The sequence below is a fragment of the Nakamurella endophytica genome (assembly GCF_014646215.1).
In the GTDB taxonomy this organism is placed as follows: domain Bacteria; phylum Actinomycetota; class Actinomycetes; order Mycobacteriales; family Nakamurellaceae; genus Nakamurella; species Nakamurella endophytica.
The window spans coordinates 1-21,926 of the sequence record NZ_BMNA01000001.1; the positions used below are offsets into that span (position 1 = coordinate 1).

General features: G+C 75.0%; 24 protein-coding genes. 7 read left to right on the forward strand and 17 right to left on the reverse strand.

The window, feature by feature from the left end; genetic code table 11:
• Nucleotides 1–123: 123 nt before the first annotated feature.
• The 7 genes from IEY37_RS00005 to IEY37_RS00035 all read right to left on the reverse strand — a co-directional run bounded on the left by IEY37_RS00005 (nucleotide 124) and on the right by IEY37_RS00035 (nucleotide 6,638).
• Nucleotides 124–1,179, reverse strand: a complete 1,056-nt coding sequence (locus IEY37_RS00005; protein WP_188939500.1) for a D-2-hydroxyacid dehydrogenase — start codon at nucleotides 1,177–1,179, stop codon at nucleotides 124–126.
• Between the two features lie 33 nt (nucleotides 1,180–1,212).
• On the reverse strand, nucleotides 1,213–2,310 hold the full coding sequence (locus IEY37_RS00010; RefSeq protein ID WP_188939501.1) for an SIS domain-containing protein: 1,098 nt from the start codon (nucleotides 2,308–2,310) through the stop codon (nucleotides 1,213–1,215).
• A gap of 91 nt (nucleotides 2,311–2,401) precedes the next feature.
• Nucleotides 2,402–3,310, reverse strand: coding sequence for a GTPase Era (gene era / locus IEY37_RS00015; RefSeq protein WP_188939502.1), 909 nt, complete (start codon nucleotides 3,308–3,310; stop codon nucleotides 2,402–2,404).
• Nucleotides 3,307–3,636 carry a cytidine deaminase-like protein gene (locus IEY37_RS00020; RefSeq protein ID WP_188940073.1) on the reverse strand — a complete coding sequence of 110 codons (330 nt, stop codon included), beginning with the start codon at nucleotides 3,634–3,636 and terminating at the stop codon, nucleotides 3,307–3,309. The genes era and IEY37_RS00020 overlap by 4 nt, the downstream gene beginning before the upstream one ends.
• Before the next feature lie 14 nt (nucleotides 3,637–3,650).
• Entirely contained in the window at nucleotides 3,651–5,084 is a 1,434-nt protein-coding gene (locus IEY37_RS00025) for a hemolysin family protein (RefSeq protein WP_188939503.1), read from the reverse strand.
• A gap of 4 nt (nucleotides 5,085–5,088) precedes the next feature.
• Nucleotides 5,089–5,625: an rRNA maturation RNase YbeY gene (gene ybeY, locus IEY37_RS00030; protein ID WP_188939504.1), complete on the reverse strand. Its 537-nt coding sequence runs from the start codon at nucleotides 5,623–5,625 to the stop codon at nucleotides 5,089–5,091.
• On the reverse strand, nucleotides 5,622–6,638 hold the full coding sequence (locus IEY37_RS00035) for a PhoH family protein (protein ID WP_188940074.1): 1,017 nt from the start codon (nucleotides 6,636–6,638) through the stop codon (nucleotides 5,622–5,624). Before IEY37_RS00035 ends, ybeY begins: the two co-directional genes overlap by 4 nt.
• 316 nt (nucleotides 6,639–6,954) lie before the next feature.
• On the opposite strand from IEY37_RS00035, the gene IEY37_RS00040 reads away from it, so the two are divergent.
• On the forward strand, nucleotides 6,955–7,344 hold the full coding sequence (locus IEY37_RS00040) for a hypothetical protein (protein WP_229673453.1): 390 nt from the start codon (nucleotides 6,955–6,957) through the stop codon (nucleotides 7,342–7,344).
• 68 nt (nucleotides 7,345–7,412) lie between these two features.
• Here the strand turns inward: IEY37_RS00040 and IEY37_RS00045 are convergent, their stop codons facing one another.
• The 5 genes from IEY37_RS00045 to hrcA form a co-directional block, all read right to left on the reverse strand.
• On the reverse strand, nucleotides 7,413–7,796 hold the full coding sequence (locus IEY37_RS00045) for a hypothetical protein (RefSeq protein ID WP_188939505.1): 384 nt from the start codon (nucleotides 7,794–7,796) through the stop codon (nucleotides 7,413–7,415).
• Between the two features lie 152 nt (nucleotides 7,797–7,948).
• Nucleotides 7,949–8,737 carry an alpha/beta hydrolase family protein gene (locus IEY37_RS00050; RefSeq protein WP_188939506.1) on the reverse strand — a complete coding sequence of 263 codons (789 nt, stop codon included), beginning with the start codon at nucleotides 8,735–8,737 and terminating at the stop codon, nucleotides 7,949–7,951.
• 83 nt (nucleotides 8,738–8,820) lie between these two features.
• On the reverse strand, nucleotides 8,821–9,567 hold the full coding sequence (locus IEY37_RS00055; protein ID WP_229673454.1) for a 16S rRNA (uracil(1498)-N(3))-methyltransferase: 747 nt from the start codon (nucleotides 9,565–9,567) through the stop codon (nucleotides 8,821–8,823).
• A gap of 11 nt (nucleotides 9,568–9,578) precedes the next feature.
• Nucleotides 9,579–10,730 (reverse strand): molecular chaperone DnaJ, encoded by a 1,152-nt coding sequence (gene dnaJ, locus IEY37_RS00060; protein WP_188939507.1) that lies wholly within the window; start codon nucleotides 10,728–10,730, stop codon nucleotides 9,579–9,581.
• Nucleotides 10,731–10,862: 132 nt separating this feature from the next.
• Complete coding sequence (gene hrcA, locus IEY37_RS00065; RefSeq protein ID WP_188939508.1) at nucleotides 10,863–11,885, reverse strand: heat-inducible transcriptional repressor HrcA; 1,023 nt, start codon at nucleotides 11,883–11,885, stop codon at nucleotides 10,863–10,865.
• Nucleotides 11,886–12,075: 190 nt separating this feature from the next.
• Between hrcA and IEY37_RS00070 the strand changes: the two genes are divergently transcribed.
• Nucleotides 12,076–12,396, forward strand: a complete 321-nt coding sequence (locus IEY37_RS00070) for a type II toxin-antitoxin system VapB family antitoxin (protein ID WP_188939509.1) — start codon at nucleotides 12,076–12,078, stop codon at nucleotides 12,394–12,396.
• A gap of 15 nt (nucleotides 12,397–12,411) precedes the next feature.
• Here IEY37_RS00070 and hemW read toward each other — a convergent pair whose 3' ends face one another.
• Entirely contained in the window at nucleotides 12,412–13,629 is a 1,218-nt protein-coding gene (hemW, locus tag IEY37_RS00075; protein ID WP_188939510.1) for a radical SAM family heme chaperone HemW, read from the reverse strand.
• 158 nt (nucleotides 13,630–13,787) lie between these two features.
• A complete protein-coding gene (locus tag IEY37_RS00080; RefSeq protein WP_188939511.1) occupies nucleotides 13,788–14,063 on the reverse strand; it encodes a hypothetical protein in 276 nt (91 codons plus the stop codon).
• 48 nt (nucleotides 14,064–14,111) lie between these two features.
• On the opposite strand from IEY37_RS00080, the gene IEY37_RS00085 reads away from it, so the two are divergent.
• The gene (locus tag IEY37_RS00085) at nucleotides 14,112–15,083 is read left to right on the forward strand and encodes a zinc-binding dehydrogenase (protein ID WP_188939512.1); all 972 of its coding nucleotides are present in this window, start codon (nucleotides 14,112–14,114) and stop codon (nucleotides 15,081–15,083) included.
• A gap of 157 nt (nucleotides 15,084–15,240) precedes the next feature.
• Here the strand turns inward: IEY37_RS00085 and IEY37_RS00090 are convergent, their stop codons facing one another.
• On the reverse strand, nucleotides 15,241–15,555 hold the full coding sequence (locus tag IEY37_RS00090) for an antibiotic biosynthesis monooxygenase family protein (RefSeq protein WP_188939513.1): 315 nt from the start codon (nucleotides 15,553–15,555) through the stop codon (nucleotides 15,241–15,243).
• A 48-nt stretch (nucleotides 15,556–15,603) separates the two neighbouring features.
• Nucleotides 15,604–17,478: a translation elongation factor 4 gene (gene lepA / locus IEY37_RS00095; RefSeq protein ID WP_188939514.1), complete on the reverse strand. Its 1,875-nt coding sequence runs from the start codon at nucleotides 17,476–17,478 to the stop codon at nucleotides 15,604–15,606.
• A gap of 106 nt (nucleotides 17,479–17,584) precedes the next feature.
• Between lepA and IEY37_RS00100 the strand changes: the two genes are divergently transcribed.
• Complete coding sequence (locus IEY37_RS00100) at nucleotides 17,585–18,229, forward strand: MSMEG_1061 family FMN-dependent PPOX-type flavoprotein (protein WP_229673455.1); 645 nt, start codon at nucleotides 17,585–17,587, stop codon at nucleotides 18,227–18,229.
• Nucleotides 18,230–18,395: 166 nt separating this feature from the next.
• Nucleotides 18,396–19,592 (forward strand): amidohydrolase, encoded by a 1,197-nt coding sequence (locus tag IEY37_RS00105; protein WP_188939515.1) that lies wholly within the window; start codon nucleotides 18,396–18,398, stop codon nucleotides 19,590–19,592.
• 12 nt (nucleotides 19,593–19,604) lie between these two features.
• On the opposite strand, the gene IEY37_RS00110 is transcribed toward IEY37_RS00105, so the two are convergent.
• The gene (locus tag IEY37_RS00110; protein ID WP_188939516.1) at nucleotides 19,605–20,021 is read right to left on the reverse strand and encodes a DoxX family protein; all 417 of its coding nucleotides are present in this window, start codon (nucleotides 20,019–20,021) and stop codon (nucleotides 19,605–19,607) included.
• Nucleotides 20,022–20,475: 454 nt separating this feature from the next.
• Here IEY37_RS00110 and IEY37_RS00115 point away from each other — a divergent pair, with 454 nt between their 5' ends.
• Entirely contained in the window at nucleotides 20,476–21,444 is a 969-nt protein-coding gene (locus IEY37_RS00115) for an esterase/lipase family protein (RefSeq protein ID WP_188939517.1), read from the forward strand.
• 189 nt (nucleotides 21,445–21,633) lie between these two features.
• Nucleotides 21,634–21,894 (forward strand): 30S ribosomal protein S20, encoded by a 261-nt coding sequence (gene rpsT, locus IEY37_RS00120; protein ID WP_188939518.1) that lies wholly within the window; start codon nucleotides 21,634–21,636, stop codon nucleotides 21,892–21,894.
• Nucleotides 21,895–21,926 lie beyond the last annotated feature (32 nt).

Here is a 21,926-nt window from a genome sequence, read left to right on the forward strand (position 1 = left end):
ACCCCACCCGGAGGTTCTCCCACGTTCAAGCCGCCCCGCCGTCACCAACGTCCTGGCCGGGTACAACTAGTGCGGGTCCCGCGGGACCCGGACGCCGGTGGCCGCCGCCCGTGCGGGCGTCGATCAGTAGAACTCGGTGGTGTCCACCACGTTGCGCAGCCCTCGCCCGTCCAGGAACCGGCGCAGGTTGTCGGCGAACAGCTCGGCGATGCGGCGGTCCTCCAGCACCGACAGCGCGGCGGTGTGCGGCGAGATCACCACCTGCGGGCGGTCCCACAGCGGCGAGTCCGGCGGCAGCGGCTCGGTGGCGGTCACGTCCAGGAACGCGGCGCCGATCCGGCCGTCGTCCAGCGCCGCCAGCAGCGCCGTCTCGTCGACGACGCTGCCGCGGCCGACGTTGACCAGCGTGGTGCCGGGCCGCACCGCGGCGAACACGTCGCGGTCGAACAGCCCGGTGGTCGCCGCGGTGCCGGGCAGCGTGACGACGACGGCGTCCGCGCGCGCCACGACGGTGGCCAGGTCCGCCACCGGATGCACCTCGTCGACGTGCTCGACCGGCTCCGGGCGGCGCTTGACGCCCAGCACCGTGGCGCCGAACGCCTTGCACAGCCGGGCGGTCTCGGCGCCGATGCCGCCGAGCCCGACCACCAGCACGGTCTGCTCGCGCAGCTGGCCCATCGGCCACCGGTCGCTCCACTCGTGGCGGCCCTGCTGACGCTGCAGCCGCGCCAGGTCCTTGGCGCCCGCCAGCAGCCCGAACAGCGCCCACTCGGCCAGCGGCGCACCGTGCACCCCGGCCGAGGTGGTGAACACGACGCGCTCGAGCTCGTCCGGGGTGAGTCCGGCGTCGCGGACGGTGGCGCCGCCGCCCGCCGCCATGGTGTGCACCCACCGCAGCCGCGGGTTGGCCCGCACCGCGCGGGTGAGCGCGGCGGCGCTGACGTCCGGGACGCCGTAGAGCACCTGGGCGCCGTCGAGCAGCTCGTCGAAGGCCTGCTGCTGCGCCGGGGTGCGCCGGAAGGACGGGTCGACGGAGTGGTCGCCGGGCTGCAGCTGGGGCGGCAGCAGGTCGTCGTCGACCACCAGGTCGACCCGCGGGTCGACGTCGGTGATGATGCTCCGCAGCTCCGGGTCCAGCGGGGTGGCGAGCGCGATGGTCAGCCGGTCGGTGTCGGTCACGTGCCGCTCCCTGCTCCGCCCGCCCCCGCACCGTCAGTGCGTGGCGGTCACCTTGTTCAGCCCGGCCGGGCGGTCGGGGTCCATGCCGAGCGCCAGCGTGGTGCGCACGGCCAGCTGCTGGCCGCGGATCACCAGCGGCAGCACCGCCAGCGCCTCGCCCAGTCCCTGCGGCACCGTCAACCCGACGGCGCCGGGCACCCCACGGTAGAGGTCGGCCGGTCCGACGCCGATCACCGGGGAGCCCAGCTCGACGGCGGCCCGCACGGTCTGCGCCACATCGTCGAGCACCGGTCCGGCCGCGCCGTAGGCCACCACCGCGACGTGGTCGGACGCCACGGTCAGCGGCCCGTGCAGGAAGTCGGCGCTGGAGTAGCCCTCGTGGATCCGCCGGCTGGTCTCCTTACACTTCAGCGCGCCCTCCAGGGCGGCGGCGTAGGTGAGGCCCCGCGCCAGGTGGATGCCGGTGGGCCGGGGCACCAGGAGCTCGACGGCGTCGGCCAGCCCGCGCTCGTCCGCCAGCGTCCCGGCGGCCACCTCGGCCAGCCGCTCCCACGCGGCGGAGCCGCCGGTCCACCGATCGAGCGGCGTGTCGCCGACGTCCTGCCCGGGACGGCCACCCTCGGCCAGTGCGGCCACCGCCTCCGCCAGCACGACGACCAGCGCCAACTGCCCGGTGACCGTCTTGGTGGCCGGGACGGCGACCTCGGTGCCGGTGCCGACGGCCAGGGTCACCGCGGCCACCTGCGCCAGCGGCGACTCGGCATCGTTGGTGACGGCCACCACCACCGCCCCGCGCTCGGCGAGATCGCGTGCCACGTCGACGATCTCGGGCGTCCGGCCGGACTGGGACAGCGCCACGACCAGGTGGTCGCGGACGTCCGGGACGCGGCGGTAGCGGGTGACCAGGCTCGGCGCCAGCAGGGCCGCCGGTCGGCCGGTGGCCAGCTCCAGCAGGTACCGGGCGTGCACGGCGACGTTGTCGCTGGAGCCGCGGGCGAGCAGCAGCACGCCGCGCACCGGTTGCGGCAGGGCCGCGGCGACCGTCCGGTGCAGCTCGGCGCGGCGCGCGGTGAGGGCCGCGAGCACCGCCGGCTGCTCGGCCATCTCGGACAGGACGTGTTCGCCGGGCACGGAGCCTCCACGGAACGGACGAGCACCCGCCGTGCTCGATCTTGCGTCGAGCTTAGCCTTTGCGAGCAATTTCGCTCATCGGCCGACCGGGTCAGTCGAAGCCCAGCCGCCGCAGCTGCTTGGGGTCGCGCTGCCAGTCCTTGGCGACCGTGACGTGGAGGTCCAGGTACACCCGGGTGCCCAGCAGCTCCTCGATCCGGGCGCGCGCCCGGCGCCCCACCGCGACCAGCCGGGACGCCCGGTGGCCGAGCACGATCGCCTTCTGCGAGTCCCGCTCGACGTAGATGGTCACGTAGACGTCGGTCAGGTCGTCCCGGCCCTCGCGCGGGACCATCTCGGTGACCTGCGCGGCCAGCGAGTGCGGCAGCTCGTCGCGGACCCCGTCCAGGGCGGCCTCCCGCACCAGCTCGGCGATCCGGGTCTCGACCGGCTCGTCGGTGACCTCGCCGTCCGGGTACAGCCGTGGGCCCTCCGGCAGCCGGGCGACGAGCAGGTCGCACAGCACACCCACCTGCTCGCCCCGCACGGCCGAGACCGGGACCAGCTCGGCGAACTCGCGCACCGCCGACAGCGCCAGCAGCTGCGCGGCGACGGCGTCGGGCCGGACCTTGTCGGTCTTGGTGACGACCCCGAGCACCGGGGTCCGCGGCGCCTGCTCCGACAGCTCGGCGACGATCCGCCGGTCGCCCGGTCCGATGGCCTCGTCGGCCGGCACGCAGAACGCGATGACGTCGACGTCCGACCACACCGAGCGGACCAGGTCGTCCAGCCGCTCGCCGAGCAGCGTCCTCGGCTTGTGCATGCCGGGGGTGTCCACCACCACCAGCTGGGCGTCGGGGCGGGTGACGATGCCGCGGACGGCCCGGCGGGTGGTCTGCGGCTTGTCCGAGGTGATCGCGACCGCGGTGCCCACCATCGCGTTGAGCAGGGTCGACTTGCCGGCGTTCGGCCGGCCGACGAAGCAGGCGAACCCGGAGCGGTGGACCGGCGCCGTGGTCACCGGGTGCGGCGCCCGAGGACCGCGCCGCCCGGCGCCAGGTGCAGGACCAGCGGGGTGTCCAGGTCGGCCGCCGCCGCCAGCGACTCGTCGTCCAGCGCACCGCCCACCAGCACCGCGGCCTCCAGGCCGGTGGCGGCCGACGCCACGGCCAGCGCCACGGCGGCCTGCAGCGCGGTGAGCCGCAGCGAGGGCAGCGCCACGGACGCCGCGGCGTAGGTGCGCCCGTCCACGTCCCGGACGGCCGCCCCCTGGGCCGCTCCGGCGCGGCCCATCGCCCCACGGGCCAGGGTGAACAGCTTGCGGTCCTCCGCCGACAGGTCCGCCACGGACGCCGGCGCGTTCACCGGCGCACCGGCTCGCGGTCGGCGTCGGCGCGCTCGACGGCGTCGTCGTCGTGGAAGGGGTGGGCGCCGTGGTGCGTACCCGCGTCCTGCCAGGCCGGCTCGGCGTCGCCGGCGGCGGTCGTATCGCCCCGGACCGGCTCGGCGTCCGGGTCCGCGGGCACCGCCCGCCGCACCAGCAGGGTCTGCACGCGCGGGCGGCCGCGCCGGTCGACCCCGGCCTCGCCGAGCAGGTGCAGGCCGTTGATCTCCGCCTCGGCCCCGGCGATGGGGACCCGGCCGAGCAGCTGGGCGAACAGACCGCCGACGGTCTCCACGTCCTCGGCCGGGAGCTCGACGTCGAAGATCTCGCCCAGGTCCTCCACCGGCAGCCGGGCGGACACCCGGGCGGAGCCGTCGGGGAGCCGGACGACCGGCTCCCGGGTGTCCTGGTCGTACTCGTCGGTGATCTCGCCGACGATCTCCTCGAGGATGTCCTCGATGGTCAGCACGCCGGCGGTGCCGCCGTACTCGTCCACCACGACGGCGAAGTGCGAGCGGTTGCGCTGCATGTCGCGCAGCAGCACGTCGACGTTCTTGGAGTCGGGGACGAACACCGCGGGACGCATGACCTCCGACAGCGCCGGCCCGCGGTCGCCCGCGTCGAGCGAGAGCATGCGGGCGATCATGTCCTTGATGTGCACCACGCCCAGCACGTCGTCGACGTCCTCGCCGACGACCGGGATCCGGCTGAAGCCGCTGCGGGTCGCCAGGTGCATGGCCTGCCGCAGCGTCTTGTCGGCCTCGATCCAGACGACCTCGGTGCGGGGCACCATGACCTCACGGGCGATGGTGTCGCCCAGCTCGAAGACGCTCTGCAGCATCTCCCGCTCGGTCTCCTCCACCACACCGCGGTCGCCGGCCAGGTCGACCAGCTCGCGCAGCTCGATGTCCGAGGAGAACGGACCCTCCCGGAACCCGCGGCCCGGGGTGATGGCGTTGCCGATGAGGATCAGCAGCGAGGCGACCGGGGACAGCACCCGGCCGATGGCCCGCGTCGGGCCGGCGGCCGCCAGACCCACCGGGTAGGGGTGCTGCCGGCCGATCGTCCGGGGCAGCACGCCGATCACCACGTAGGTGAGCAGCAGCATGACCAGCACCACGACCACGCCGACCCACCAGCGGAACCCCCAGGTGGACAGCGCCACGGCGGCGACGATCACCGTGGCGGTCAGTTCGGCGCCGACCCGCAGCATCAGCAGCAGGTTGGTGTAGCGCGGCTTGTCGTGGGCGATGGCCAGCAGCGACCCGGCGCCGCTGCGCCCCTCGCGCTGCAGCTCCTCGACCCGGGCGGCGGAGACCATCGTGATCGCCGCGTCGGCGGCCGCGAACAGCCCCGCGATCGGGATCAGCGCGGCGGCCAGGACCAGCAGGACGATGTCCAGGGCTCCCACGCCGTCACTGCCCGTCGGGGATGCCGGCGGCGTTGAGCACCGCGTCGTCGACCGCGTCCAACCGGGCGCGCCGGGCGGCCTGCTCGCGGGTGTCCCGCCACAGGTCCAGCAGCTCGGTCTGCCGCCGGAACATCTCGCGCTCCTCGGCCGGCTCGGCGTGGTCGAACCCCAGCAGGTGCAGGATCCCGTGCACGGTGAGCAGGTCGAGCTCGTCGTCGAGGCCGTGCCCGGCCTGCGCCGCCTGCTCCACGGCCACCGCCGGGCACAGCACGACGTCGCCCAGCAGCGCCGGGCCGGGACCGGACTGGTCCGGGTGCCGGGCGGTGTCCAGCTCGTCCATCGGGAAGCTCATGACGTCCGTCGGCCCCGGCTCGTCCATCCACTTGACGTGCAGCTCGGTCATCGCCGGGACGTCCAGCAGCAGCACCGACAGCTCGGCCAGCGGGTTGATCCCCAGCTGGTCCAGCGCGAACCGGGACACCGCCACCAGCCCGGCCTCGTCGACCTCGACGCCGGACTCGTTCGCCACCTCGACGCTCATCGCGGGCCGCCCCGGTGCGGTCGGCCCTGGCCGCGCTCGGTGTGCGCCGCGCCGGCCGGGCGGACCGCGGGACCGGCCTGCTGCGAGTCCCACCGCGAGTAGGCGTCGACGATGGCCCCGACGAGCCGGTGCCGCACCACGTCCGACGAGGTGAGCACCGAGAAGTGCACGTCGTCGACGTCGCCGAGGATCTCCCGGACCACCTGCAGGCCCGAGCGCTGCCCGTCCGGCAGGTCGACCTGGGTCACGTCCCCGGTCACCACGATCTTGGAGCCGAAGCCGAGCCGGGTCAGGAACATCTTCATCTGCTCGGGCGTGGTGTTCTGCGCCTCGTCCAGGATGATGAACGCGTCGTTGAGCGTCCGGCCGCGCATGTAGGCCAGCGGGGCCACCTCGATGGTCCCGGCCGCCATCAGCCGCGGGATCGACTCCGGGTCGAGCATGTCGTGCAGCGCGTCGTACAGCGGCCGCAGGTACGGGTCGATCTTGTCCGACAGCGTCCCCGGCAGGAAGCCCAGCCGCTCCCCCGCCTCGACGGCCGGCCGGGTCAGGATGATCCGGTTGACCTGCTTGGCCTGCAGGGCCTGCACCGCCTTGGCCATCGCCAGATAGGTCTTGCCGGTGCCGGCCGGGCCGATGCCGAAGACGATGGTGTGCGCGTCGATCGCGTCGACGTACCGCTTCTGGTTCAGGGTCTTCGGCCGGATGGTGCGGCCGCGCCGCGAGATGATGTTGAGCCCGAGCACCTGGGACGGCGACTCGGCCGGCGACGACGGCGTGCCGGCGGCGGCGGCGTCGCCGAGCATGCCGATGGTCCGCCGGACGGCGTCCGGGGTGATGGCCGACCCCGACTCCTGCAGCGACAGCAGCTCGCGCAGCACCCGCTCGGCGAAGGCGACGTCGGCGGCGTCCCCGCGCAGCGTGATCCGGTTGCCGCGCACGTGGATGTCGGCGGCGAGCGCCCCCTCGAGCTGGCGCAGCAGGAGGTCGCGGGAGCCGAGCAGGCCCACCATCGCCCTCTCGTCCGCGACCACCAGGGTGGACTCGCTGTCCCGGGACCCGGTGCGGCCCTCCTGGGCCTGCGCCGGTGTGGCGTTGGATGTGTCCGGCACGAGGTGCGCTGCCTGCTTTCTCGAGGCTGGGTGACGGGCTGGTCGGGCCCGGTCTGCGTGCGGTGCGCCCTGGGGGTTCCGGTGTCCGGAACGTCCCTGGAGTACCCCCCAGTCTAGCGTCGGCGCGCCGCCGCCCGCGGGGACCGCACCGGTTTGCCGGTCCGCGGCACTGGATACCCACCGGTGGCCCGGACGGACCTCGACAGGGAGGCATGCAATGGCGGACAAAAAGGACCCGGCGGACGGCAGCGGCTCCAAGGCGGCCCGCGACGCCGACGCGGTCGACGAGGTGGAACGCAACACCAAGTCGCAGACCACCGCGTCCAGCTACACCACCACCGACCACGACGTCATCCGCACCTGGGCCGAGTCCCGCGGCGGCCGGCCGGCGTCGGTGGAGACCACGGGCGACGACGGCGACGACGCCGGCCTGCTGCGGATCGAGTTCCCCGACGCCCCCGGCGGATCCGCCGACAACCTCGACGAGGTCGACTGGGAGCCGTTCTTCAAGACCTTCGACGACCGCAAGCTGTCGTTCGTCTACCAGGAGAAGACCAGCGACGGCTCGACGAGCCGGTTCTTCCGCTTCGTCCGCGCGGACGGCTGAGTCCGCCGGTCGTCGGTCAGCCGGGCGGACGCCAACCAGAGGCGGCGTCGCCCCGGCCGACCGGCGGATCAGCGCGCGTCCGGCGCGTCGGCCAGCAGGTCGGCGTGGGTGGCCACCAGGGCCGGCAGCGCCACCACCCGGGTGCACCGGCGGCCTGAGCCGTCCGTCGACCACGGGGACAGCCGCTGCCACCCCGCGTCGGTGAGCGCCCGGTCGGCCTCCAGGTCGGTGGGCACGGACCAGGCGACCCGGGTCACCGGGTCCCCGGCGGCGTCCAGCACGAGCACGCTGCCGCCGGAGCCGGCTCGGATGCCGCGCACCCGGGCCGGCACCGGGGCCAGCGGCGCCGCGGCGGTGCACTGGACGGCGGTGAACCGGCCGGGTGCGGGGGTCGGGGTCTGCACCGGGCCGGGCAGGACGGACAGCTGGACGCGGGGCGTCAGCGGATACATGGGCGGACTCCAACCCTCGGCCGCCCCTGGCGGGTGACCGGATAGGACGGGGCCGGAACGGCAGTGGCCGCACCGGGTATCCCGGGCGACCCCACTGCCGGAGTCCCGCTCAGAGTAGGGCCCGGCGCGGGTCGCCGGCACCGCCGGGTGGGTCACAGCAGGCCGAGCACGGCCTCCCGGCAGGTGCGCCAGGCCGGGTGGGTCGTGTCGACCAGCTCCATGTGGCCGACGCCGGGCAGCACCACGAGCTCCGCAGGATCACCGGCCGCCTGCGCCGCCGCGACGTACCGCTGCGACTGGGACAGCGGCACCACGTCGTCCCGGTCGCCGTGCACGCAGACCACCCTGGCGCCGTCGCCGACGTGGGCCAGCGGCGAGCTGTGCGAGTACCGCTGCGGCAGCGACTTCGGCGCGCCGCCCATCAGGTCGACGACCGCGCCGTCCCCGACACCCTCCTCGGCGGCGCCCACCAGGTCGAGCACGCCGCCCTGCGACACCGCACCGAGCAGCGGCACGAACGGCTGCCCCGGCGTCACCGATCCCGCCGTCCCGACGCGGAGCGAGGGCCGGTGCGCCAGCCAGCCGACGAGCTGCCCGCCGGCCGAGTGGCCCACCGCCGCGACCAGGGACAGGTCCAGGCGGCCACCGGCCAGGCGCTGACCGGCGGAGGTCAGCTCGTCGACGGCGCGGCCGACGTCGGCCATGGTCGCCGGCCAGCCGCCGCCCAGCTCGACCCGCCGGTACTCGACGGCCGCGGCCGCCACCCCGTGGGCGGTCAGGTCCTCGGCCAGCGGGTAGGCCAGCTCGGCGCCGCGCTGGGCCCGCCAGAAGCCGCCGTGCACGACGACGACGACCGGCCACCGGTCGCCCTCGTCCGGCAGGAACAGCCGCACGAACTGGCTCGGGTCACTGCCGTAGCGGTAGCGGTGCACCGTGGGCATGCGCGGCGGCTCTCCCTCGCTCGTCGGCGGTCCTGCACCGGCGGCGCCGGTGGTTCCGGCGGGCGGCGGCCGGCCGGACGGCTTCAGCCCGGCCAGCGACCCGCGAGCACGCCGAGGGCACCGAGCGCCACCGCACCGGCCGTGGAGCTGCGCAGCACCTGCGGACCGAGCCGGACGGGCACCCCGCCGGCACCGACGAACTCTGCCAGTTCGAGGTCCGTGATGCCGCCCTCGGGTCCCACCACGACCATCACCGTGCCGCCGGACGGCAGCGGCACGCGGGTGAGCGGCACGTCCGCGTCCTCGTGCAGCACCAGCACGGCCGCACAGCCGGCGGCCCGGCGCAGCACGTCGGCGGTCGTGGCCAGCGGGTGGACCTCGGGCACCCACGGGCGGCGGGCCTGCTTGGCCGCCTCCCGGGCGGCCGCCTGCCAGCGCTGCACGCCGCGGCCGGCGCGCTCGTCGTCGGTCCAGCGCACCACGCAGCGCGCCGCCGCCCACGGCACGATCCCGTCGACCCCTGCCTCGGTGGCCAGGTCGACGGCGAGCTCCCCGCGCTCGCCCTTGGGCAGCGCCTGCACCAGCAGCACCCGGACGTCGGGTTCGGGGGTGCGGGCCACCGGACCGACGTCGAGCACGACACCGCCCCGCTGCACCGCGGTCACCCGTGCGGTCGCCCAGCCGCCGGCGCCGTCGGCCACGACGACGGTCTCGCCGGTGCGCAGCCGGCGGACGAGCGCGTGCCGGCCCTCGGCGCCCGCCAGCTCGAGCAGCCCCGGCACCACGGCGTCCACCAGGAAGACGGCGGCGCCGTGCGGCAGCACCGCCACGTCGCGCTGGTTCAGCGGCCCGCGAAGGAGCCGCGGATGCGCGAGAACAGCCCCCCGTGCGCCCGCGCGGACAGCTCCGGCTGCTCCTCGCCACGCAGCACCGCCAGCTCGCGGAGCAGCTCGGCCTGCCGGCCTTCGAGCCGGGTGGGCGTCTGCACCTCGACGTGCACGTGCAGGTTGCCGGTGCCGGACCCGCGCAGCCGGGGCATGCCCTGGCCCCGCAGCGTGAGGACCGTCCCGGACTGGGTGCCGGGCTGGATGTCCAGGTCCTCGATCGAGGTCAGCGTCTGCAGCGCCATGCTGGTGCCCAGCGCGGCGGCCGTCATCGGGATCTGCACCGTGCAGTGCAGGTCGATGCCGTCCCGGCTGAACCGCTCGTGCGGCAGCTCGTGGACCTCGACGTACAGGTCTCCGGGCGGCCCGCCGCCGGGGCCGACCTCGCCCTGGCCGGCGAGCCGGACCCGGATGCCGTCGCCCACGCCGGCGGGGATGTTGGCGCGGACCACGCGCCGGGTGCGCACCCGGCCGTCGCCGCCGCACTGCCGGCACGGGTCCGGGATGACCTCGCCGTAGCCGCGGCACACCGGGCAGGGACGCGAGGTGACGACCTGCCCGAGCAGCGACCGCTGCACCTGCTGGATCTCGCCGGCGCCCTTGCAGGTGTCGCAGGTGACCGGCGTGGTGCCCTCCGCGCAGCCCGAGCCGTGGCACAGCGTGCACAGCGTCGCGGTGTCGACGGTGATGTCCTTGGCGACGCCGGCCGCGCACTCCTCCAGGGTCAGCTCGACCGGCAGCAGCGCGTCCTCGCCTTGGCGCACCCGCGACCGCGGGCCGCGGCTGCGTCCGCCCATGCCGGTACCGCCGCCGAAGAAGGCGTCCATGATGTCGCCCAGGCCCATGCCGGCCCCGCCGAACGGGTCACCGCCGCCACCGCCACCCCCGCCCGGGGACAGCGGGTCGCCGCCCAGGTCCACCACCTGCTTCTTGGCCGGGTCGGACAGCACCTCGTACGCCGCGGTGACGTCCTTGAACCGCTGCTGCGCGGCCGGGTCCGGGTTGACGTCCGGATGCAGCTCGCGGGCGAGCTTGCGGTAGGCCCGCTTGATCTCGTCGGGGGCCGCCGACCGGGAAACCCCCAGCAGGCCGTAGTAGTCCCGTGCCACGTCTCGCGCTCCTGGTCCCTCTGGTCCGTCACCGGGCGCGCCCGCGTCGCGGGCGGCCGCCGTCGTGCTGTGCCCTGCCTGGTGCCTGCACCGTCCGGCGTCGCCAGGGCAGGCTGCGACACCGGGCCCCGGTCAGCGGCCGGCCACGATCTCGCCGACGTACCGGGCCACCGCCCGCACCGCCGCCATGGTGCCCGGATAGTCCATCCGGGTGGGACCGACCACCGCCAACCCGCCCATCAGCATGTCCCCGGCGCCGTAGCCCGCCGACACCAGCGCGGACCCGGACAGGTTCTCGTCCAGGTTCTCCCGGCCGATGGACACCATGACCGCGTCCGGCGCCTGCAGGACGGCGAACAACTTGAGCAGGGTGACCTGCTCGTCGAGCGCCTCCAGGACGCCGCGCAGCGTCTCCGGCTGGTCGGCCCAGGCTCCCGGGGCGTGGGAGGTGCCGGACATCATCAGCCGCTCGTCCGGCTGGTCCACCAGGGTGGCCCGCAGCGAGGCCACCACGTCCGCGAGCACCTCCCGCACCTCCGGCGCCGCCCGGCCGGGCAGCTCGGCCAGGGCGGCGACCGCCTCGGGGAAACGCTGGCCGCTGACGTGCGCCCCCAGCAGGGCTCGGATGTCGGCCACCACGGCCTCGTCGACGTCCGAGCGAGCGTCCACCACCCGCTGCTCGACGCGGCCGGTGTCGGCGATGACCACCAGCAGCAGGCGCCGGCTGCCGAGCGGGACCACCTCGATGTGCCGGACGCTGGACCGGGTCAGCGTCGGGTACTGCACGACGGCGACCTGCCGGGTCAGCTGCGCGAGCAGCCGTACCGAGCGGCGCAGCACGTCGTCCAGGTCCACGCCCTCGGACAGGAACGACTGGATCGCCCGCCGCTCCCCCACCGACAACGGTTTGACCTGGGACAGCCGGTCGACGAACAGCCGGTAGCCCTTGTCCGTCGGGATCCGGCCGGCCGAGGTGTGCGGCTGGGCGATGTAGCCCTCGTCCTCCAGGACCGCCATGTCGTTCCGGATGGTGGCCGGCGAGACCTGCAGCTGGTGCCGGTCCACCAGGGCCTTGGACCCGACCGGCTCGTGGGTGGCGACGTAGTCGGCGACGATCGCGCGGAGCACCTGGAAACGCCTGTCCTCCGCAGACACCCCGACACCTCCTCCGCGGCCCACCGGCCACCCGTCCACCAGCGCGCGGGCTCCCGGCCAGCGGCGCTGGCACTCGACCCGCGCGTCTGCCAATTGTATGCGCCGGGACGGGGGCCGCCCCGGCGCGACGGCCCGCGGCCCGGCCCCGGGCGTAGGGTGGGCAGCCGCCAGCCACCCGGAGGGACCGGTCATGATCTTCAAGGACGTCCGCGAGGGTCGTCCCTACCCCGATCACCTGCTGTCCACCCGGGACTGGTCGCGCATCCCCCCGCGGCAGGTGCGGCTGGACGAGCTGGTCACCACCAAGCGGGAACTGCGGCTGGACACCCTGCTCTCGGACGACAGCACGTTCTACGGCGACCTGTTCCCGCACGTCGTGTCCTGGGACGGCGTGCTCTACCTCGAGGACGGCCTGCACCGGGCGCTGCGGGCGGCGCTGCAGCAGCGGACCGTGCTGCACGTGCGGGTGCTGGACCTGGACGACCTGCGCGGGGCGACGGCCGCCGGCTGACCCGACGCCGGGACGTCAGTCCAGCAGGCGCACGGCGAGCCCGTCGGCCAGCAGCCGCCCGCGCAGGGTGAGCACCGCCCGCCCGGCCCGCAGCGCCGGGTGCTCCAGCAGGCCCTCCCCGGCGGCCTCCGCGGCCCGCGCCCGCCCGCCGGTCGACAGCAGGTCCAGCGGCAGCCCGTCACGCAGCCGCAACCGCAGCAGCACGTCCTCGAGCCGGCGGGCGTCCGCGTCCAGCACCTCGCGTCCCTGCCCGGGCGACCGGCCGTCGGCCAGCGCCGACCCGTAGGCGTGCGGGTGCTTGCGGTTCCACCAGCGGACGCCGCCCACGTGCGAGTGGGCACCCGGGCCGATCCCCCACCAGTCCGCGCTGGTCCAGTACGCCAGGTTGTGACGGCACCGGCCGGCTTCCGACGTCGACCAGTTCGAGACCTCGTACCACGCGAAACCGGCCTCGCTCAGCACCTTCTCGGCGAGCAGGTAGCGGTCGGCGAGCACGTCCTCGGCCGGCGCCGCGAGCGCCCCGGACCGCACCTGGCGGGCCATCCGGGTGCCCGGCTCCACGATCAGCGAGTAGGCCGACACGTGGTCGGCGCCGGACGCCGTCGCCGCGTGCAGCGACTCCTCGAAGTCGGCGTCCCGTTCGCCGGGGGTGCCGTAGATCAGGTCCAGGTTGACGTGCTCGAACCCGGCGGCGCGGGCCCAGCCGACCACCTCCATGGCCCGGCCGGGCGTGTGCACCCGGTCCAGCGTGGCCAGCACCGCCGGCGCGGTGGACTGCAGGCCGAGCGACAGCCGGGTGTAGCCGGCGGCCCGCAGCGCCTCCAGCAGAGCCGGGTCGGTGGACTCGGGGTTGGCCTCGGTGGTCACCTCGGCCTCCGGGGCCAACCCGAACCGCTCGTCGATCGCCCGCAGCAGCCCGGTCAGCGGTCCGGCGCCGACCAGGGACGGCGTCCCGCCGCCGACGAACACCGTCGCGACCCGCCGGTCGCCACCGAGGACGCGTGCAGCCAGATCGATCTCGGCCAGTGCCGCGTCGTACCAGGACTGCGGCGAGGCCGAGGAGCCCAGCTCGCCCGGCGTGTAGGTGTTGAAGTCGCAGTACCCGCAGCGGGTGGCACAGAACGGGACGTGCACGTACAGGGACAGCGTGCGGTCCGCCGCCCCGTCGAGCGCCTGCTCGGGGAGCGCGCCGTCGGTCGGGACCGGATCGCCGTCGGGCAGGGTGGAGGGCACCCGTCCATCCTGCCTGCGGCGGCGGTGCCGCCCGTCCGCACAGCGGCGGGCGGGTCGGGGTCAGCGCCGGAGCAGGGCGACCACGACGGCCAGCAGCAGCAGCGCCACCAGCGCCACCGTCATCCAGCGCCGGGTCAGCTGCGGCAGCGGCCGCGGGCTCACCGCGGGCCGTCCTCGGACCCCGCCGCCGCGGCGCCGACCGGTGCCAGCGCCTGCCCGGCGGGATGCCGTGCGGCGCGCCGCGCCTCGCGGCGGGTGGAGGGCCACAGCGCGCGGTCGACGAGCCGGTCGACCAGTCCCGCCACCCAGTACGCGGCCGGGATCAGCACGGCGAGCAGGATCGGGACCTGCACCCAGAAGGACTGCCCGGCGATCCACGACTCGACGGCGTCGACGACCCCGTCGACGAGGGCGGCGACGTCGGACCAGGACACCGGCCCAGGCTAGCGCCGGGCCGCCGGCCCCGGGGCTACCGTCGTCCCGTGCTGGCGCTGTACGCATCCCACCCGGACGCCGGCGACCCGCTGTCCGCCGTCCGCGTCGGCGAGCGGCCGGAACCCGTGCCGCCGCCGGGCTGGGTGCGCATCCGGATGGCCGCCGGAGCGCTGAACCGGCACGACCTGTGGACGCTGCGCGGCGTCGGGATCCCGGCGTCGCAGTTCCCGATGGTGCTGGGCTGCGAGGGCGCCGGTGTGCTCGACGACGGGACGCCTGTGGTGGTGTACCCGGTCGTCGCAGACGCCGCCCGGTACCCCGACGAGACGGTCGACCCGCACCGCTCGCTGTTCACCGAGCGGCACCAGGGGCTGCTCGCCGAGTACGCCGTCGTCCCGGCCCGCAACGCCGTGCCGTACCGGGACCGGAGCGTCGAGGAGGCCGCCGTGCTCGGCGTGACCTACCTGACCGCGTACCGGATGCTGTTCACCCGCAGCGGTGTCCGCCCCGGCGACACGGTGCTGGTGCAGGGCGCGTCCGGTGGGGTGTCCACCGCGCTGGTGCAGCTGGGCCGGGCGGCGGGACTGCGGGTCTGGGCCACCTCGCGCTCCGAGGCCGGCCGCGCCCGGGCGCTGGCGCTGGGAGCGGACGCCGCCTACGAGCCGGGAGCCCGGCTGCCCGAGCGGGTCGACGCGGTGCTCGAGTCCGTCGGCGAACCGACCTGGGCGCACTCGCTGCGCGCGGTCCGGCCGGGCGGCGTCGTGGTGTGCTGCGGCGCCACCGGCGGCGCGCAGCCCCCGGCGGACCTGCAGCGAGTCTTCTTCCAGCAGATCTCGGTGGTGGGATCCACCATGGGCACCCTGGACGAGTTCCGGTCGCTGATGGACTTCCTCGCGACCACGGGCACCAGACCCGTGGTGGACGAGCAGGTCCCGCTGCAGGAGGCGCCGGATGCGCTGCGCCGGATGGACACCGGCGCACCCGGCAAGATCGTGGTGACCGTCGGGTCTCACCGCTGACCGACCCGGCGGTATCCGACTGCCGCTGTCGCGGCGGTATCCGACTGCCGCTGTCGCGGCGGTGCCCGACTGCCGCTGTCGCGGCGGTGCCCGACTGCCGCTGTCGCGGCGGTGCCCGACTGCCGCTGTCGCGGCGGTGCCCGACTGCCGCTGTTGGTCAGCCCGCCGTGCGGGTCACCACGTCGAACTCGAGCAGCGCGGCGCCGGTCGCCACCGGGGCCTGCGCCGGCGCTCCCTCCGGCCGGGCGTGCGCGGTGCGACCGGAGCCGGCGGCCCACGCCTGGTAGTCGGCCTCGCTCGCCCACCGGGTGTAGACGAAGTACCGGCTCTCCCCGCCCGTCGGCCGGAGCAGGCAGAACTCCTCGAAGCCGGGTGCCTGCTCGACCGCGCCGGCGCGGGCCGCGAAGCGCCGCTCCAGCTCCGGTCCGGCGCCCTCGGGCACGTCGATCGCGTTGATCTTCACCACGGACATGCCGCCAGCGTAGAACCGCGGCAACCCGAGCCCGGGCCGCCCGGCCCGCTACCGGCCGCCGCCGGCACCCTTGGTGGACGGGGCGTCGGTGGACAGCGCGGCGATGAAGGCCTCCTGCGGCACCTCGACCCGGCCGACGACCTTCATCCGCTTCTTGCCCTCCTTCTGCTTCTCCAGCAGCTTGCGCTTGCGGGTGATGTCACCGCCGTAGCACTTGGCGAGCACGTCCTTGCGCATGGCGCGGATGGTCTCCCGGGCGATCACCCTCGAGCCGACCGCCGCCTGGATGGGCACCTCGAACTGCTGCCGCGGGATCAGCTCGCGCAGCTTGCCGGTCATCGAGACCCCGTACGAGTACGCGGCGTCCCGGTGCACGATCGCCGAGAAGGCGTCCACCGTCTCGCCCTGCAGCAGGATGTCGACCTTGACCAGGTCCGCCGGCTGCATGCCGGCCTCCTCGTAGTCCAGCGAGGCGTAGCCGCGGGTGCGCGACTTCAGGGCGTCGAAGAAATCGAAGATGATCTCGCCGAGCGGCATGGTGTACCGCATCTCGACCCGGGTCTCGGACAGGTAGTCCATGCCGCCCAGGACGCCCCGCCGGGACTGGCACAGCTCCATCACCGTGCCGATGTACTCGCTCGGCGTGATGATCGTGCACTTGACGACCGGTTCCTGGATGCTCTTGATCTTGCCGGCCGGCCAGTCGCTGGGATTGGTGACGGTGTGCTCGACGCCGTCCTCCATCTCGACGTGGTAGATCACGTTCGGCGCGGTGGAGATCAGGTCGAGCCCGAACTCGCGCTCCAACCGGTCCCGGGTGATCTCCAGGTGCAGCAGGCCCAGGTAGCCGCACCGGTAGCCGAACCCCAGTGCTGCCGACGACTCCGGTTCGTAGGTCAGCGCGGCGTCGTTCAGCCGCAGCTTGTCCAGCGCGTCCCGCAGCAAGGGGTAGTCCGAGCCGTCCAGCGGGTAGAGCCCGGAGTAGACCATCGGTTTCGGGTCGCGGTAGCCGCCCAGCGCCCGGGTCGCCCCCTTGGCGGCCGAGGTGATCGTGTCGCCGACCCGGGACTGCCGGACGTCCTTGACCCCGGTGATCAGGTAGCCGACCTCGCCGACACCCAGGCCCTCGGTCGGGATGGGCTCGGGCGAGATGACCCCGACCTCGAGCAGCTCGTGGGTGGTGCGGGTGGACATCATCTGGATGCGCTCGCGCGGGGTGATCCGGCCGTCGACGACCCGGATGTAGGTGATCACCCCGCGGTAGATGTCGTAGACCGAGTCGAAGATCATCGCCCGGGCCGGCGCGTCCGCGACGCCCACCGGCGGCGGGATCTCGGACACCACCTTGTCCAGCAGCTCCGGCACGCCGGCGCCGGTCTTGCCGGAGACCCGCAGCACGTCCTCAGGGGAGCCGCCGAGGATGTGGGCGATCTCCTCGGCGTACCGCTCGGGCTCGGCGGACGGCAGGTCGATCTTGTTCAGCACCGGGATGACCGTCAGGTCGTTCTCCAGCGCCAGGTACAGGTTCGCCAGGGTCTGGGCCTCGATGCCCTGGGCGGCGTCGACGAGCAGGACGGCGCCCTCGCAGGCGGCCAGCGACCGGGACACCTCGTAGGTGAAGTCGACGTGGCCGGGCGTGTCGATCAGGTGCAGCACGTAGTCCCCGGCCGGGGCGGCGCCGCCCGGACGGACGGTCCACGGCAGCCGCACGTTCTGCGCCTTGATGGTGATGCCGCGCTCGCGCTCGATGTCCATCCGGTCCAGGTACTGGGCCCGCATGGATCGGTCGTCGACCACGCCGGTCAGCTGCAGCATGCGGTCGGCGAGGGTCGACTTGCCGTGGTCGATGTGCGCGATGATGCAGAAGTTGCGGATCCGCTCCGGCGGGGTGAACGTGCGGTGCGCGCGGCTGGCCTGGGTCACGGTGCCTTTCTCATGCCTTTCATCACGTCCGAGGACGCTCCATCCTCCCACGCGGCGGCGCCGGCACCGGGACCTGCGCGCGCGACCCCGGCGGTACGGTCGGCCGGTGATCGGCGACCGCCACCGGGTGACCGACCCGGACACCCTCGCCCGCCTCTACCCGCAGCCGGTCCGGCGTGCGCTGGACAAGGAGTCGCCGGTGGTGACGCCGGCGTACGCCGCGCTGATCCGGGCGGCGCCGTTCGCCGTGGTCGCCACCCGCGGCCCGCACGGGCTGGACTGCTCGCCGCGCGGGGACGGCCCCGGCTTCGTCCAGGTGCACGACCCGCACACCCTGCTGCTCCCGGACCGCCGCGGCAACAACCGCCTGGACACCCTGCGCAACCTGCTGCACGACCCCGCCGTGGCGCTGCTGTTCCTCGTCCCCGGGGTCGGCGAGACGGTGCGCGTCCGCGGGACCGCCGCGATCACCACCGACCCGGAGCTGCGGGCCGGGTTCGCGGTGGCCGGCACCCTCCCGGCGACCGTGCTGGTGATCACCGTGCAGCGGGTGTACTTCCAGTGCCAGCGCGCCGTGGTGCGGGCCCGACTCTGGGACCCGGAGAGCCGGGTCGACCGCGCCGGCCTGCCGAGCGCCGGGGATCTGCAGGCCGAGGCCGGCGTGCTGACCGCCGAGGAGGCGGCCGCGTACGACGCCGACCTGGACGACTACGTCGCCCGGACGCTGTACGCCGGCCCGACCAAGGCCTGACCGGACGCCGGACCGGACGCCTAACCGGACGAGTGCCCGGACGCTGCCGCGTGTGCCGCCCGCGCCGGCGGGGAACCCTGCCCGGGGCCGGCGCCGGGACGGCGGCCGGCGCCCGCGACGACGCGGACCCCACAGCACCACCGGCACCCGCACCGAGGAGAAGCGCATGACGCCACCGCTGGCGATCACCGGAGCACACGTCGTACCCATCACCGGCACCCCGTTCGACGGCACCGTGGTGGTCGAGGACGGCCGGATCACCGCCCTCGGGCCGGACGTCACGGCGCCCGAGGGCGCGACGGTCGTCGAGGCCGGCGGCCGGTGGGTGCTGCCCGGTTTCGTCGACGCCCACACCCACCTGGGGGTGCACGAGGAGGGCGAGGGCTGGGCCGGCCTGGACACCAACGAGCTGACCGACCCGGTCACCGCGCACGTCCGCGCCATCGACGCGATCAACCCGGAGGAGCTGGGCTTCGACGACGCGCTCGCCGGCGGCGTCACCGCGGTGAACATCAACCCCGGGTCCGGCAACCCCATCGGCGGCCTCACCGTCGCCATCCGGACGCACGGCCGCACCGTCGACGAGATGGTGCTGCGCTCGCCGTCCGGCCTGAAGTCGGCGCTCGGCGAGAACCCCAAGCGCGTCTACGGCGACAAGAAGCAGACGCCGTCGACGCGCCTGGGCACCGCGGCCGTGATCCGCGCGGCGTTCGCCGAGGCGCAGTCCTACCTCGACAAGCTCGCCCACGACGACCCCGACAAGGCAGCGACAGCGAGGGATCTCAAGAGCGAGGCGATCGGGATGGTGCTGCGGCACGAGATCCCGTGGCGCCAGCACAGCCACCGCGCCGACGACATCGCCACGGCGCTGCGGATCGCCGAGGAGTTCGGCTACCACCTCGTCATCGACCACGGCACGGAGGCGCACCTGCTGGCGGACGTCCTGGCCGCCAAGCAGATCCCGGTGCTCATCGGCCCGCTGTTCACCTCGCGCTCCAAGGTCGAGCTGCGCCGCCGGTCGCTCGCCAACCCCGGCAAGCTGGCCGCCGCCGGCGTGGAGATCTCGATCATCACCGACCATCCGGTCGTGCCCATCAACTTCCTGGTGCACCAGGCCACGCTGTCGGTCAAGGAGGGGCTCGACCCGGAGGTGGCCCTGCGCGCGATCACCATCCACCCGGCCAAGGTCATGGGGGTCGACGACCGCATCGGCTCGCTCGAGGTGGGCAAGGACGCCGACCTGGTGCTGTGGTCCGGCGACCCGCTGGACGTGCTGCAGCGCGCGGAACAGGTGTGGCTGCAGGGCCGGCCGGTCTACCACTACGACCACGAGCGCCGGGTCGGCGTCGTCGAACCGCGGTAGCGCCGTCGCGGGTCAGTGCTGCCGGGCGGTGCCGGCGCGTCCGATGGGCCGTGCCGGCACGCCGGCGACGCGCAGCGCCCACAGCACCAGGGGCACCTGCAGCGGCAGCCGCAGCCAGCTCACCGCCCGGTAGACCGTCGGCCGGCGCCCGGAGCGCAGGGCCATCGACACGTTGGCCGGGAAGACCGCCACGAACAGCACGGCCGACGCCGCGCCGCCCATCCGCCGGGTCCGCGGCCGGGCCACCAGGCCGGCGCAGGCCAGCTCGGCCGCGCCGCTGGCGTACACCAGCGCCCGCTTGGCCGGCAGGCGGCGCGGGACGATCGACACGAACGGGGCCGGCCACGCAAAGTGCAGCACCCCGGCCCCGGACAGCAGGGCGACGAGGCCACGCGTCGCCCTGCTGGTGGGCGACGTCCCGGCGCTCATCGGGCCATCGTGCCCGGACCGGTGGGCGTCCCCCGCCGCGGCCCCCATGGTGGACGGCGCGGACGGCGTGCCAGGGCGGACGGCGTGCCGTGGACAGCGTGCTGGGTGGACGGCGTGCCGTGGAGGACGGCGGGCTTGGTGGGCCCGTCGTGGACGGCGTGCTGTAGTGGACCGCGTGCCCACCGCAGCCGCCGCCCGCCGGGCCGTCCGGGCGCTGCTCACGGTGACCCTGGCGGTGACGGCGGGTTGCACCGCTGCGGGCACCGCCGGGACGGCCGCGCCGGTCCCGTCGCTCGCGGCGACACCCGCGGCCCCCGGCGGGCCGGCGTCCGGCCTGCCCGGGACGTCCCTCGGACCTGTTGGCTCCGCCGGCGGGTCACCGGCGCCCACCGGGATCTCCCCGACTGCGTCGTCCGGGGCGTCGTCCGGGGCGTCGAGGCCGCCGGTTGGGACGGTGGCAGCGTCGAACGTGCCGTCGAACCTGCCGCCGGACGTGCCGACCGTCGTGCCGACCGTCGTGCCGTCGGGACCGTCGGCGTCGACGGCGCTGTCCGGAGCCTCGACGGCGCTGTCCGCCGGTGTTCCCGGGACGGCCACCACCGCCCCGCCCACCGCCCCGTCCACCCTGCCGTCCACCCTGCCGTCCACCCTGCCGTCCACCATGCCGTCGACCCGGCCGTCCACCGGGCCACCCATCCCCCCGTCCACCGTGGCGACGGCGACAGGTCCGGGCACCGGCGGGCCGGCGCCGTGCACGTCCCCGGACCGGCCCGTCGTCCTGCTGCACGGCACGTTCGGCACGGTGGCCAGCACCTTCGGTGCCCTGCTGCCGAGCCTGACGGCGGCCGGCCGCTGCGTCTACGGCCGGGACTACGGCAACGGCGGCACCGGACCGGTGGCGGCGTCGGCGGCCGCCGAGGCGGACTTCGTGCGCGGGGTGCTGGCCGCAACGGGGCGCCGGCAGGTCGACGTGGTGGCGTACTCGCAGGGCGGCCTCGTGCTGCGGACGGCGCTGCGGCGCGACGGGCTGGCCCCGCTGGTGGCGACCGCCGTGCTGCTGGCCCCGTCGTTCCACGGCACCACCGCCCGGATCCTCGGAGCCGTGCCGTCCGCGCTCTGCGCGGCGTGCGCCGACCAGGTCGCGGGCTCGGCCCTGCTGCGCGACCTGGACGCCGGCGGCGACCTGGACGGCGACGTCCGCTACGCCGTCCTGTCGACCAGGGCGGACACCGTCGTCACGCCGATCTCGTCGCAGGTCCCCCGCGGACCGGTCGACCGGGTGCGGTCGCTGGTCGTCGAGGACCGGTGCCCGGCGGCGCGGACCGACCACGTGCATCTGCCGGGACTGCCCGGGCTGGCCGGATGGGTGCTGACCGCGCTGGCGACCGACGGCCGGCCGCCCGCGGGCGCGCTCGGTTGCTGAGGGCCGCGAGCGCACCGGGGCCCGGGCCGGGGCGGGCTGGAGCGCGGGCGGCCGTCGATCGGCCGGGACGCCCGTCCGCTGCTGGTATCTTGGACGGTCGGTGTGCGTCGTGCTCGCATGCTGACGCACCTGCACCGACAGCCGGCCCGCCAGACGGGCCCACCCCGAGGAAAACAGAGGCAATCCGGCGTGGCCAACATCAAGTCCCAGATCAAGCGCATCCGCACCAACGAGCTGGCGCGGCAGCGCAACAAGTCGGTCAAGTCCGCGCTGAAGACCGCCGTGCGCCGGGTGCGCACCGCCGTCGACGCCGGGGACAAGACCGCCGCGCAGGCCGAACTGGTGGTCGCGTCGCGCAGCCTGGACAAGGCCGTGTCCAAGGGCGTCATCCACGCCAACCAGGCCGCCAACCGGAAGTCCGCGCTGGCGCAGCGCGTCAACGGCCTCTGATCCGACCGCCGGGACGCCGGTCCCCCGCCTCG

Coding starts and splice junctions, on each gene's coding strand:
- IEY37_RS00035 (WP_188940074.1), bottom strand. CDS start 6,638: ATGGTGGGCCTGCTCGGCTCCCGCGACCTCCTGCTGCGCCAGCTCGAG.
- ybeY (WP_188939504.1), bottom strand. CDS start 5,625: ATGAGCGTCGAGGTGGCGAACGAGTCCGGCGTCGAGGTCGACGAGGCC.
- IEY37_RS00105 (WP_188939515.1), top strand. CDS start 18,396: ATGACGCCACCGCTGGCGATCACCGGAGCACACGTCGTACCCATCACC.
- IEY37_RS00110 (WP_188939516.1), bottom strand. CDS start 20,021: ATGAGCGCCGGGACGTCGCCCACCAGCAGGGCGACGCGTGGCCTCGTC.
- IEY37_RS00070 (WP_188939509.1), top strand. CDS start 12,076: ATGATCTTCAAGGACGTCCGCGAGGGTCGTCCCTACCCCGATCACCTG.
- IEY37_RS00045 (WP_188939505.1), bottom strand. CDS start 7,796: ATGTATCCGCTGACGCCCCGCGTCCAGCTGTCCGTCCTGCCCGGCCCG.
- IEY37_RS00040 (WP_229673453.1), top strand. CDS start 6,955: ATGGCGGACAAAAAGGACCCGGCGGACGGCAGCGGCTCCAAGGCGGCC.
- IEY37_RS00050 (WP_188939506.1), bottom strand. CDS start 8,737: ATGCCCACGGTGCACCGCTACCGCTACGGCAGTGACCCGAGCCAGTTC.
- IEY37_RS00090 (WP_188939513.1), bottom strand. CDS start 15,555: ATGTCCGTGGTGAAGATCAACGCGATCGACGTGCCCGAGGGCGCCGGA.